We start from the raw sequence: 13,418 nt of genomic DNA, 5'->3' as shown, positions 1-13,418 counted from the left end.
TGAATTGCTCAAACGGACTTTTTTTTTACTACTAACTAATCATCATTTCGAATAGAGCGCAGGGGCACTGAGAAATCTTTGTACTTTTCAAAACCTTTCCTGGTCGTAGCGTCTCGCTAAGACCCTAACATTAAATGCCGAACGATCATACTTGAGTCTTAGCGAGGCGCTAAGACTAGAATCCGGCAAGACGGATTATTGAATAGCCCTTCGACTACGCTTTTCTGGTCGTAGCGTCTTGCTAAGACCTATCATTAAATCCCGAACTATCGTACTTTTGAGTCTTAGCGAGACGCTAAAACTAGAATCAGAAACAGTAGCATCACTACCTTCTATGGCGGTCGTCATTTCGAATGGAACGCAGCGGAACTGAGAAATCTTTGTAATTTTCAAAACGGATTCAGAAGATTTCTTCGTTTGAAACGACGCATAGCAAGCTAATTTATCTTCATCCATCAGAACGCTATTAGTCAAAAACATCAAAAACAAAAAAGCCAGGTTTTAGAACTTGGCTCCTTATTAAATTTCAAAAAAAGCTCAACTATATTCCTTCTTCACTCATGGTATCATTATAAGAGTTAGCATGTTGATAATCAACAGCAGAAACTTTATAATCGGTTGGCGCAAAACTTTTTGATGTGCTCAGTGCCATCCCCAATTCAAACCGTGTTGGATAAGGGGTTTGCAGCAAACTTCCGGCAGGAATATAGGGGAATGTTTCCAGATAAGACTGCATTACATTCTGGCTTACCCTCCTGTTAATATAAGCTCGGCTTAACTGTGACGGTTCGCGAAGCCCTGCAGCGCCTAATAATTCAACTGCGCTAGCTACTGTTAAATTATGAAAGTTTTTCACCCGTACAGTTTTATCTTCTACAACCAAACCTTTCATTAAACTTTGATCTTGCGTGGCCACACCCGTTGGGCAAGTATTGTTATTACACTCCAAAGCCTGAATGCAACCCAAGGCAAACATCATTCCGCGGGCAGCATTACACATATCGGCACCTAATGCGATGTTTTTTACCAAATCAAATCCGGAAGAAACCTTGCCCGAAGCTATGATTTTGATGTGTTTTTTGAGGTCGAAACCATTTAATACATCATAAACAAAAGCTACACCCTCTCTCAATGGCATACCCACCGAGTTAGAAAACTCTTGTGGCGCAGCACCTGTTCCACCTTCACCCCCATCCACGGTAATAAAATCTGGATAGATACCGGTTTCAATCATCGCTTTGCAAATGGAATAAAATTCGCTCTTGCGCCCGATACACAATTTAAATCCAACAGGCTTTCCGCCAGAAAGATCCCTTAACGTTTTTACGAATTCTAGGAGTCCGATTGGTGTATTGAATGCGGAGTGAGCTGGTGGTGATAAGATGTCTTTGCCCTGTGGAACCAAACGAATCCGTGCGACCTCTGGCGTAACCTTTTTTGCGGGCAACATCCCACCATGGCCTGGCTTCGCACCTTGTGATAATTTAATCTCCACCATTTTTACCTGGTCGGTTACCGCTCTTTCGGCATAGGCTTCATAATTGAAAGTCCCATCCTCATGGCGGCAGCCAAAATATCCGGTTCCTATTTGCCAGATCAGATCTCCACCGGGCTGACGGTGGTAGTCGCTGATTCCGCCCTCACCTGTATTGTGAGCAAAGTTGCCCATTTTGGCACCACCATTCAACGCTAAAATCGCATTCTGGCTTAAAGAACCGAAACTCATCGCTGAGATATTATAGATACTTGCTGAATATGGTTTCTTACAATCAGGTCCACCCACCAGCACACGTGGATCAGAATTAAGCTCGTGATGGGAAATGGCAGCAATACTATGGCTTAACCATTCGTAGCCATTATCATAAACGTTAAGCTGCGTTCCAAATGGAATAGTATCGTTATCTTTTTTAGCACGTTGATAAATCAAAGACCTGTTTAACCTGTTATAAGGCGTACCATTCGTATCACTTTCTACAAAGTATTGATAAACTTTTGGTCTTAATTCTTCCATGAAATACCTCAACCGCCCAAATACCGGGTAATTTCTTACAATACTATGTTTGGGTTGATATAAATCATAAACGCCGAGAATTACAAAAGGACCAGTGAAAAGGAATGTCCACCATAAAAACGGATGATAAAGGCCCAACATAATGGTAAGGGCAACTAAAAATGCTGCAATAGCAACGAAAGCTTTTCTCATATTTTGTTCAAATTAAGTATGATATCTACATTGCAGAATAATAATAGCTGAATTTTCTACCTTGTAAACCAGTCTGTGTTCTAAATTTATTCTTCGAGACCACCAACTCGAGTATTGATGTTTTAATGGTTCAGGCTTTCCTCTGCCTTCAAATGGTGTACGCTCAATTTCTTGTAATAATGCATTGATTTTTTTCAAGATAACGCTATCAACCTTTTGCCAATACAGATAATCCTCCCATGCAACATCAAGAAATAATTTATTCATTATCAAGCAATTCTTGTGGTTTGGCTAAGCCATTTTCATAGTCTTTTAACCCCTGCTCTAATCGTAAAGCATTTTTTGGACTTCTTAATAAGTAAAAAGTTTCCTGCATGCTATCATAATCTGCTTTTGATAATACCACCACATCTTCGCCCTTTGCACGTGTTACAAACAAAGGTGTGTGATCAGAAAAAACTTTATCAAGATAAGTTTTTAAACTTTGCCTGAATGAGGTGTAGTTTGTGATTTCCATTTTTATACTTTTACGCTTCAAAATTAAAAATAATAAAATTACTGTACAAATTTTTGTACATATTTAGAATTTTTATGATTAGACCATCTCGTAAACAACTAACGTCATTATTTGTTATTTTTACGCTATGCTTATTAAGATCTATCCAGAAAATCCAAATGAAAAGGCCATCGAACAAGTGGTTGAAGTGCTTAAAAAAGGTGGTTTAATTATTTATCCTACGGATACCATATATGGTTTGGGTTGCGACATTACCAACCCTAAGGCGATCGAGAAAATTGCCCGGATAAGAGGTATCAAACCAGAGAAAGCTAATTTTTCTTTTATTTGCCACGACCTGAAACACATTTCTGATTACATTAAACCGATTGACAACACGACGTTTAGGGTATTGAAAAAAGCCTTGCCTGGCCCATTTACTTTTATTTTTAATGCCAATAATAATGTACCCAAGTTATTAAGCGCTAACAAAAAAACCGTTGGTATTCGGGTGCCAGATAATAATATCGCTCGCTGCATTGTAAAGGAACTGGGCAACCCCATTTTATCAACGTCAATTAAAGATGACGACGACGTGGTAGAATATTCAACAGATCCTGAATTGATTCATGAGAAATATGAGAACTTAATTGATCTGGTAATTGATGGTGGCTTTGGAGACAACGAAGCTTCAACAGTGATTGATTGTACCAATGGCGAATTTGAAGTTATCCGTGAAGGCAAAGGCAACATTGAAGATTTTCTATAAATACCATTGTCGATCTGAACGAAACGTAATAACTAGGCATAAATTATTCCATATAAAATCTATTTTTCCACATTTTAGCGAATTAACATTAAATTAAACTGACTATTAGGCTTTTGCATATACATTTGTTCTAAACAAAACAAACTATATGAAAAGAGCTTTACTTCTCATTTTATCCATTGTATTTTCCTTTTCAATTTCCGCCCAGGTAACTTTAACAACATCTCCTTATGTTGAAAATTTTAATGGAATTGGAGCTGGATTACCTAATGGCTTCAGCATTAGATTGAGTTCTAATGCAACGAGTTTGGGTACAGCGGCAGCATTAACGACTGCTCCAACTGCCTGGAATAACGCAACAGGCGCCTTTAAAAATTTTGCTTCAGCAACTGGCTTAACTTCAGCAAGTAGCACCACAGACCAAAATGCTGCAACAAACCGCAGCTTGGGAGTTAGGCAAACAGGTGCTATTGGCGACCCGGGAGCAGCATTTGTATTTCAGATTGCAAACACCACAGGGAAATCGGCACTAAAATTAAGTTTCGATTTACAATCTTTAGATAGTTCTTCGCCAAGAGCTGCAGCCTGGGTGATAGATTACGGTTTTGGAGCAAGCCCAACAACCTTCACCCCTGCTACGAGTACAGGAACATTAATTACCGGCGGAAGTACATTTTCAAGCAATGCCATCACAGTAGATTTTGGTGCAGCTTTAGACAATAATGCCGGGCCAGTTTGGATCAGGATTATTACGCTTAATGCAACTACAGGATCTGGAAACAGACCTTCTTCGGCAATAGATAATTTTAACCTCACATTTACTTCCGGTAGTGCGGTAGTGCCCACCCTTGCCGCTAATCCGAATAATCTTTCATTCGGCAATCAAAACGTAGGTTCAGTTTCTGCATCGCAATCTTATAACTTAAGCGGAGCCAATTTAACAGGAAACGTGAGTGTGAGTGCAACTGCCCCATTTTCCATCTCGAAAGACAATAGCACTTTCAGTAACTCGCTTAGCTATACCGCTGCAGAACTTAGCGCATCTCCGTTAGTTTATGCAAGATACAGCCCTACAGTGGGCGGCAGCTCAACTGGTAATATCGTAAATACAAGTGCTGGCGCATCAACCGTTAATGTTGCCCTAACCGGAACTGGCCAAACATCAATCTTAACCGTTGATAAAACCTCATTGGATTTTGGTAATCAGAATGCAGGTACAAATTCTGCTCCGCAAACCTTTGTTTTAAGTGCTGCAGGCTTGACTGATGCAGTAAATTTAACTTCAACTGCACCTTTCACCTTATCAAAAGACAATGTAAGCTTTAGCGCTGCCATTAGTTATTCGGCATCAGAATTATCTACAAGTAAAACAGTTTATGCTCGTTTTAGTCCCACAGCAGCAGTAGCATCAAATGAAAACATTTCGGTTTCAAGCACAGGTGCTGGCACACAAACTATCTCTGTAACTGGAACGGGAACAACACCGCCGGCCGCCCCCACCCATGTTGTGATTTCGGAGGTATATGGTGGCGGAGGAAACGCAGGTGCAACTTATAAAAATGATTTTATCGAACTCTATAATCCAGGCAATGCGGCAGTAAATTTGGCCGGCTGGAGCGTACAATATGGTGCTGCAACTGGAACATCATGGCAGGTTACCCCTTTAACAGGTAGTATTCCGGCCAAAGGATTTTTCTTAATTCAACAAGCAGCTGGTGCTGGTGGAACAATTAATTTGCCAAGCCCAGATGTAACGGGAACCATCAATATGGCTGGAGCGGCATTCAAAGTAATTTTGAGTAATGCTACTGCTCCTTTAACAGGTGCAAATCCATCCGGCGCAGCCGTTGTAGATAAAATCGGTGTCGGTCCTACTGCAACCGGATTCGAAACCACACCTACTGCCGTATTGACCAACACAACATCAGCAGAAAGAAAAGCGACAGCAACTTCTACTGCAACTACTTTAGCCGTTGGTGGCCCTGAAGAATTTGATGGAAACGGATTCGACTCAGACAACAACAGCACCGATTTTGTGATTACAGCACCAAACCCTCAAAACTCAAGTGTAAAAGAGCCAACGGGTGCTAACCATGTGGTGATTTCCGAAGTTTACGGTGGCGGAGGTAATTCGGGTGCCATTTACAAGAATGATTTTATCGAACTATATAATCCAACTTTATCAGCAGTAAATTTAACTGGCTGGTCTGTTCAATATGCAAGTTCAACAGGTACGAGCTGGCAGGTAACCACACTTGCAGGTAGCATTGCACCTAAAAGTTTTTATCTCATTCAGCAAGGTGCCGGAAGTGGCGGCACGACGAATTTGCCCACACCTGATCGGGTGGGTACCATTAACATGGCTGGTGCAGCTGGCAAGGTTTTATTAAGCAATGTATCTACTGCACAAACTGGCGCAAGCCCTACCGGAACACAAATTATTGATTTTGTAGGTTTTGGAACGGCTAATGCATTTGAAGGTTCAGGCCCAACAACTGCTCCATCAAATACTGCATCCATTGAACGTAAAGCAACGGCAACTTCTGATGCGACAACATTGGGCGTAGGAGGAACCGAAGAATTTGCTGGTAACGGTTTTGATAGTGATGATAATGCGTTTGATTTTGTGGCGAAAGTGGCGAATCCTCAAAATTCTACCATAACCGAACCCGCTTCAACCTCGGGTCCTTACTTAATCACCACACCTAAAACCCTTGCATTTAGTAATCAGGCGATTAATACGATTTCAGCATCAAAAAGCTATGTTTTATCTGCCGGAAATTTAACTGCCGCAACTACACTTACCATAAGCGCACCTTATGCGATCTCAAAAAACAACATCACTTTTACGAACACTTTATCTTACACTGCGGCTGAATTAACTACCAACCAAACGGTGTATGTGAGGTTTAGCCCAACGGTTGCTGGCAATACCACTGGGACAATTTTGCATACCAGTACTGGGGCAACCGCTGTTTCATTGGCACTTTCAGGACCGGCAATTGACCCAAATCAAACCGTTTTTAATTTCGAAAATTGCACAACAGTTGGAAGTGCTGCACTATCTGACGGTTTTTACCAATATAGCGTTACCGGGCCACAAACCTGGGGCTGTACAACTACTTTTGGTCACGATGCAAATGATGCTACCGGTACGGCAAGCGCTGGAAATGCCTTGCAAATAAATGGTTTTGCCAGCGGAAATATCTTAAACGAAGACTGGTTGATTTCTCCAGCACTCAATTTATCGAGCATGAATTATGCGGTGCTTTCCTTCTGGACAAGATCGGCCTTCGCAGGAGATAAATTGCAGCTAAAAGTTTCTACCAATTACACTGGAAGTGGAAATCCTGCTTTGGCGACGTGGATTAATTTAGATGGCAAGTTCCCTGAAACAGGTTCAGATGTCTGGACGAAATCAGGAAACATCGATCTTTCAGCTTACAAAGCTACCCCGGTATATGTGGCTTTCGTTTACAATTCTACCACCTCATCGGCAAGCCGCTGGACCGTTGATGATTTTGCGGTAGTCAATTCAAATACTCCTCCACCGGTAGATATCACCACTTCTACAACGAGTGTTAATTTTGGTTTCCAGGCAGCAGGCACCACCTCGACAGAGAAATCATTTACATTCTCTGCCGGTAACTTAACTGGAGATGTTACGGTTACCGCCCCGGCCAACTTTAGTATTGCAAACAGCAGTAATGGTACTTTTGGCTCAACACTAACCTATAACAGGGCCGCAATTAACAATACCTCCCCTACTGTTTATGCCAAATTTTCGCCTACAGCGGTCAGCACCACTTATTCTGCCAATGTAAATATCACTACAGCAGGTTCGGCTACGAAAATGGTTAACCTGGCTGGAAATACTTTTGATGTGGCAAATACTTTAGAAGTAGTGAACTGGAACATCGAATGGTTCGGTAGTCCGGCACAAGATCCGGCAAACGATACACAACAGGCAGCGAATGTGAAGACAATAGTTAATAACATCAATGCAGATGTTTATGGCTTCGCCGAAGTGGTGGATACCACTTTGTTTAGAAATACCGTTTTGCCTGCGGGATACAATGTTGTTTTCAGCTCGTTCGGTTCTTATGCTGATAATAAACAAGATATTGATTATCCTTTGGCACAGAAGCTCGCTTTTATGTACCGTACTGACCTGTTAAAACCTGTTAGAACCTTTGGCGTACTGGAAGATACCTACAATCCTTCCATCCCATCAACGAGTGTAGATGGAACACCTTACAAAAACTGGTCATCGGGTCGTTTTCCTTTTGCAATGGAAGCGGAGGTAACTATTAACGGCAAAAAGGAAACGGTTTATTTTATTGAAATCCATGCAAAGGCGAACACAGGAACTCCGGCCGAACAGATTGATTCTTACAACAGAAGAAAAGGTGGAAACCTACAATTGAAAAACTGGATCGACGCTAATTTGGCTGGCAAAAAGGTAATCATTTTAGGTGATTTTAATGATGTACTTAATCCTGATAAAACCATTGCACCGATGCCGGCTGGAACTGCTACTTCGTATTCTGATTTTACCCTGGATGCCGCCAATTATTTCCCCATTACCTTGCCTTTGAGTTTAGCTGGCAAACAATCTACCGCAGGTTTCAATACCGTGATAGATAATGTAATCCTCACAAAAAGCCTGAATCTAAATTATATACAAGGAACGGCAGAAGTTTTGGATGCCGTTAAAAATCTGGTAACCAATTATAGTTCAACTACAACGGATCATTATCCAATAAAATCCAGGTATCTTTTCGGAAACGGCGCTCCTGCCCTAAGCGCAATTGCCAACCAATCATCTTGTTTTACCACAACAAACAAAACAATTGAACTAAGCGGAATATCTGCTGGTCCGGAAACTACACAAACCACCACGCTAAGCATCACTTCTGATAATCCGAATTTATTCGATGTGTTAACTATTGCGGCCGGTGGAGTGGATAAAGGAACCATCACCTATCGTTTTAAAAACAATGTAAATGGTTCGGCGAACATTACAGTAACCGTAACAGATAATGGAGGAACCGACTATGACGGAATCAATACAGTAAGCAGAACGTTTAAGTTAACGGAGCTTTCTGCAGCTACGGCTACCATTTCTGGCAATACTGCCGTTTGTTTAAATGGTACTTCACCTGCAATCACATTTACGGGTGCAAATGGTACTGCCCCTTACACCTTTACTTATAATGTAAACGGTGGCGCAAGCAGAACGGTGAGCACGACAGGAACAAATGCTTCTGTTGCGGTATCGGTTTCAGCGAATACAGCCGGAAGCTTTGCCTATAATTTAATAAGTGTTACCGATGTAAACTGTGGTCAGCCGCAAACGGGAACAGCTACCGTAGTTGTAAATCCACTCCCTGTTGTTGCCATTACCGCGAACAAAGCGCTTTCGATTTCAAAAGGTGATGCTTTAATTCTTAGCGCAACTGGTGGAAACCAATACAGTTGGACGGGTGCCGATATCATCAGCGGTCAGGCGAATTCATCAGTGACAGTACGCCCTAGGCAAACGGGAATTTACAAGGTAACTGTTACCAATTCAAGCGGTTGTGTGAATGAGCAAACCATCACCATAACGGTTGTAGAGGATTATAAACTGGAAGCCAGCACAGTAGTTACTCCTAATGGCGATGGATACAACGATAAGTTTATCGTGAAAAACATCGATTATTACCCAAATAACACGGTTAAGATTTTTGATAAAGCGGGTCGGATTTTATACACGAAACAAGCTTACGCCAATGATTGGGATGGAACGGTAAACGGAAGCCCGCTGGAGGAAGGAACTTATTATTACATTATCGATTTAGGTTCTGGAATCGGCACTTTTAAAGGTTACATCAATATTATTAGAGACTAATTACAGACATGAAAGCAATTACAAAAAACATAAAGCAAATGCGTCGAGTAACGTTTCTATTTGCAACTGGTATATTTATTTTCAGCACGGCGAAGGCGCAGATCTTACCTTTAAACGCTCAGTATTTTCAAAACCGCTATCTGGTAAATCCATCAATGGCAGGTATTAACGAAGGCTTCAATATTAACGGGAGTTTCCGCAAACAGTGGTCGAACATTCCCGGTGCACCCCTCACGCAAAGCGTAACTTTAGATCAGCAAGTTGGAAAAGTGGGTTGGGGCGTTAACGTTTATAACGAAAAATCTGGCGGTTTACAACGCACAAAGGCCGTAGGAACTTTTGCCTATCATTTGCCTCTAAGCGATAACGAACAGCAATTGAATTTCGGCGTTTCCTTTGGAGTAAGCAAAGATCGATTAGATTTAAGCAGTATCAGAAACAGCGATATTAACGATCCATCAATTGCCCGTTTCAACGATCGTGGCTCTTACCTTGATGGAGATTTTGGCGTTTCGTATACTTCGAAAGGATTAACAATAGAAGGCGCCGTTCCAAATATACGCTCGGTTTTTAGAAAGGATGATTTAAACTATGCCAATAAACCTACTTTTTATTCGGCTATAGGATATAAATTCAGTCTTGGTGAAGGAATGAACGGCATAAGCCTGGAGCCAAAAGGGGTTTTCAGAGGAATTAAAAACTATAAGAATTTGTGGGATGCGGGTGTAAATGCCAACTTCGCAAACGATAAACTGTATGTAATGGCCATGTATCACAACACGCAAAATGCCACGGTTGGCTTCGGCGTAAACTACAAATCGTCTCTATATTTTATGGCCTATTACAACACAGCAACTTCAGCTATTAGCGGCTATACCGATGGCGATTTTGAGGTGAACATTCGGGTGAATATCGGAAAGAAAAAATAAGTAGAGTAGCATAAACAAAAATTTTAGCCACAGATTCGCAGATTTAAATCTAAGAGTCTGTGGCTTTTTTGGTTAACAAATTGTCAGTAAAGTGCAGAACGTACCAGAAACTTTCCGCTAAAAGGAAACCCTTACAAAGCAGAGTCCTCCACTCCTCGCTATAGCCATACTGCTTTCGGGCATAGGAAGTGATGGAAAGAGAAGCAGGTGAAGTTTTTGCACAAATTTTCAAAATCCGAACGACTAAAACAGCGGTCAGTTCGATTCTTCATCGAACCTAATCCGCTGTTGCAATTAAAGTTTCGCATGGCTTATCCAACATCAGTTCCAAGCCTTGATTTTTTTGTTAATTTTTGATCAAGCAAAAAAGTAAGAGCCTTCCGTTTCAAACCGAAGAAAGATTAGTCAGAGCAAGCTTCAATCACGATGTCAACACCTTTATTTTTAAACTGAACTTTTTTTCAATTAAACTTATCAATTGAGACATAATAAACACAGGATCACAATACCTTGAAAAACTGATTGTTATAAAATTTTATTATATTTATTTCCTATTAATTATCCAGTGATGAAAAAAATAATTCTGCTAAGTTCAGTGGCAATAGCATGTGGAGTCTTGTTTGCAAACATCTTTAATTCGATGGTTATTGCCGCTGCCACCGACAGTGATATTCCAAATTCTGTTCTGGCTGCGAAAGCATTTTTTAAGACTGTAAATCCTGGAAATTTTTTCAAAATATTTTCAACTGCAAGTCAGTTGCTGACTTTACTATCACTCCTCATCTATTGGAAAAATTCACAAAACATGAGATTACTTCTTGGAATCGCTTTGATTTGCTATGTTTCAGGAGATATTTTTGCTTTTACTTACTTCCATCCGCGAACCGATATAATGATGTCGCAGCCAACTCCAGCCACTGAAATACTTAAAAGATTATCCTCCGAATGGAGCAGCATGAACTGGGTGAGATCACTTGTACTTCTTATAGGTGTTATATTCTCATTTGCAGCTGTCGATAAGTTTTACGCTATGAAAAATAAGTTTCCTAATCCTTAAATCATATTGTTTTACGATTTCGTTAAGATTGACTAACATTTTCAAATAAAAATTGTTCAGGTTTTAATAGTATCTCTGTTTAATATAGATGCTATTTTTTCAAATAAACCGAAAACTACTCACGCAATAATTAGCTTTGCTATTACAGCACCACTATGGCAAAGAATAGAAATACAATACCTCTTGAAAATATAACTTTTAAAGAACGACTCTCATCATTAAAAAACCTGCCAAGTTTGTTCAAGCTGGTCTGGCAAAGCAGTCCTAGTAAGACAATCATTAGTTTCATCCTTCGGATAATACGTTCCGCCATGCCGGTTGCCCTGCTTTATGTGGGCAAACTCATTATTGATGAGGTGGTGGCATTAAGTACCAGCACCACAAGCGGCAATATGCAACTGCTTTGGGAGCTGGTGGGAATACAATTTTTACTGGCGATTTTGAACGATGCGCTGGGCAGAATGATTAATCTAACGGATAGCTTGCTCGGCGACCAGTTTTCGAATTATACTTCCATTAAAATAATGGAGCATGCAGCTACTTTAGATCTGGATCAATTCGAAGATTCGGTATTTTACGACAAGCTCGAACGGGCAAGGCAGCAAACAGTCGGGAGAAGTGTCATGCTTTCTCAAGTGATGAGCCAGATACAGGATTTAATCTCCATGGCCTTTCTTTTAACCGGGTTAATTGCTTTTAACCCTTGGTTAATTCTCCTTTTAGTGCTTGCAATCATCCCTTCCTTTTTAGGCGAATCTTATTTTAATAGCAAGAATTATGCACTGTCCCGCAGTCAGACACCAGAGCGCAGGGAACTCGATTATGTACGCTACCTGGGTGCAAGCGATGAAACGGCAAAGGAAGTAAAGATTTTTGGCCTCGCTGATTTCATTATCGACAGATTCAAAACTTTGTCTGATAAATTTTATCAAGACAACAGCAGGTTAGCGGTGCGCAGATCTATATGGGGTACATTTTTCTCCATATTAGGTACTATTGGTTATTATGCGGCCTATGGATTTATTGTTTACGAAACAGTTACCGGAAAATCGACGGTGGGTAACCTCACTTTCCTGGCAGGCTCATTTCGTCAACTGAGCAGCTTGATGGAAACGATGCTTTCGAGGTTTACAATGGTTTCTCAAGGTGCCATTTATTTACAGGATTTCATTGATTTTTTTGAGATCAAGCCAAAAATTACCAAACCAAAGGCGGCATTGCCTTTTCCAAAGCCCATAAAATCAGGTTTTGTATTCGAAAATGTAGGGTTCCAATACCACAATAGCGATAGATGGGCGAATAGAAATTTAAGCTTTGAGCTCAAACCCGGCGAAAAATTGGCCCTGGTTGGAGAGAACGGTGCAGGAAAAACGACCTTGGTTAAACTCCTGGCCAGACTGTACGACCCAAGCGAAGGTCGTATTTTATTAGATGGAAAGGATTTAAAGGCTTATGATTTAGACGATCTGAGGCATAACCTCGGCATTATTTTCCAGGATTATATCCGCTATCAAATGACTTTTTATCAAAACATTGCGGTCGGCAATATTAAGGAAATTGATAATGAACAGTTGGTCAAAAATGCTGCGCAACTTAGTTTGGCAGATGAGCTTGCAAAGAAGCTGCCGGGAGCTTATCAGCAATGGCTGGGCAGAAAATTTAATGATGGAGTTGAACTTTCGGGCGGCGAATGGCAAAAGGTTGCGCTTGCCCGGGCATACATGAAAGATGCGCAAGTATTAATTTTAGATGAGCCGACCTCTGCACTGGATGCACGGGCAGAATATGAAGTCTTCCAACGTTTTGCACAACTCACTACAGGAAAATCAGCAGTTTTAATTTCACATCGTTTCTCTACAGCAAGGTTAGCCGACCGGATTTTAGTGCTAGAGAAGGGAACGCTGCTCGAGTCGGGAACACATGAGCAACTCTTGAAAGCGGGAGGCAAGTACGCCGAACTGTTTAATCTACAGGCCTCAGGTTATAAATAATTTAAAGAGTTTGCCAGTAAAACAAGAACTTATATTTTCATTTAAATCAAATTAATCCATAGCCAGAAACTAAGTTTTCC

General features: G+C 40.9%; 8 protein-coding genes. 5 read left to right on the top strand and 3 right to left on the bottom strand.

Annotated features, from left to right (window positions below; all coding sequences use genetic code 11):
• Positions 1–541: 541 nt before the first annotated feature.
• From ASE92_RS09545 to ASE92_RS09535, 3 genes are read right to left on the bottom strand one after another with little or no spacing between them, the layout of a single operon-like run.
• Positions 542–2,203 (bottom strand): FMN-binding glutamate synthase family protein, encoded by a 1,662-nt coding sequence (locus ASE92_RS09545; RefSeq protein ID WP_056849860.1) that lies wholly within the window; start codon positions 2,201–2,203, stop codon positions 542–544.
• A gap of 12 nt (positions 2,204–2,215) precedes the next feature.
• Complete coding sequence (locus tag ASE92_RS09540; RefSeq protein ID WP_056849859.1) at positions 2,216–2,470, bottom strand: Txe/YoeB family addiction module toxin; 255 nt, start codon at positions 2,468–2,470, stop codon at positions 2,216–2,218.
• Positions 2,463–2,720, bottom strand: coding sequence for a type II toxin-antitoxin system Phd/YefM family antitoxin (locus tag ASE92_RS09535; protein WP_056849858.1), 258 nt, complete (start codon positions 2,718–2,720; stop codon positions 2,463–2,465). Before ASE92_RS09535 ends, ASE92_RS09540 begins: the two co-directional genes overlap by 8 nt.
• A gap of 127 nt (positions 2,721–2,847) precedes the next feature.
• Here ASE92_RS09535 and ASE92_RS09530 point away from each other — a divergent pair, with 127 nt between their 5' ends.
• From ASE92_RS09530 to ASE92_RS09510, 5 genes are all read left to right on the top strand, one after another.
• A complete protein-coding gene (locus ASE92_RS09530) occupies positions 2,848–3,468 on the top strand; it encodes an L-threonylcarbamoyladenylate synthase (RefSeq protein WP_056849857.1) in 621 nt (206 codons plus the stop codon).
• Positions 3,469–3,616: 148 nt separating this feature from the next.
• On the top strand, positions 3,617–9,361 hold the full coding sequence (locus ASE92_RS09525) for a lamin tail domain-containing protein (protein ID WP_056849856.1): 5,745 nt from the start codon (positions 3,617–3,619) through the stop codon (positions 9,359–9,361).
• A 38-nt stretch (positions 9,362–9,399) separates the two neighbouring features.
• Positions 9,400–10,290 carry a PorP/SprF family type IX secretion system membrane protein gene (locus ASE92_RS09520; protein ID WP_235527328.1) on the top strand — a complete coding sequence of 297 codons (891 nt, stop codon included), beginning with the start codon at positions 9,400–9,402 and terminating at the stop codon, positions 10,288–10,290.
• A 568-nt stretch (positions 10,291–10,858) separates the two neighbouring features.
• The gene (locus ASE92_RS09515) at positions 10,859–11,347 is read left to right on the top strand and encodes an anthrone oxygenase family protein (RefSeq protein ID WP_056849854.1); all 489 of its coding nucleotides are present in this window, start codon (positions 10,859–10,861) and stop codon (positions 11,345–11,347) included.
• A gap of 311 nt (positions 11,348–11,658) precedes the next feature.
• Positions 11,659–13,338, top strand: a complete 1,680-nt coding sequence (locus ASE92_RS09510) for an ABC transporter ATP-binding protein (RefSeq protein ID WP_235527327.1) — start codon at positions 11,659–11,661, stop codon at positions 13,336–13,338.
• Positions 13,339–13,418 lie beyond the last annotated feature (80 nt).

The sequence above is a fragment of the Pedobacter sp. Leaf41 genome (assembly GCF_001422545.1).
GTDB lineage: Bacteria > Bacteroidota > Bacteroidia > Sphingobacteriales > Sphingobacteriaceae > Pedobacter.
This window is presented reverse-complemented; position numbering and strand designations above follow the sequence as displayed.

Coding starts and splice junctions, on each gene's coding strand:
- ASE92_RS09545 (WP_056849860.1), bottom strand. CDS start 2,203: ATGAGAAAAGCTTTCGTTGCTATTGCAGCATTTTTAGTTGCCCTTACC.
- ASE92_RS09540 (WP_056849859.1), bottom strand. CDS start 2,470: ATGAATAAATTATTTCTTGATGTTGCATGGGAGGATTATCTGTATTGG.
- ASE92_RS09535 (WP_056849858.1), bottom strand. CDS start 2,720: ATGGAAATCACAAACTACACCTCATTCAGGCAAAGTTTAAAAACTTAT.
- ASE92_RS09530 (WP_056849857.1), top strand. CDS start 2,848: ATGCTTATTAAGATCTATCCAGAAAATCCAAATGAAAAGGCCATCGAA.
- ASE92_RS09525 (WP_056849856.1), top strand. CDS start 3,617: ATGAAAAGAGCTTTACTTCTCATTTTATCCATTGTATTTTCCTTTTCA.
- ASE92_RS09520 (WP_235527328.1), top strand. CDS start 9,400: ATGCGTCGAGTAACGTTTCTATTTGCAACTGGTATATTTATTTTCAGC.
- ASE92_RS09515 (WP_056849854.1), top strand. CDS start 10,859: ATGAAAAAAATAATTCTGCTAAGTTCAGTGGCAATAGCATGTGGAGTC.
- ASE92_RS09510 (WP_235527327.1), top strand. CDS start 11,659: ATGCCGGTTGCCCTGCTTTATGTGGGCAAACTCATTATTGATGAGGTG.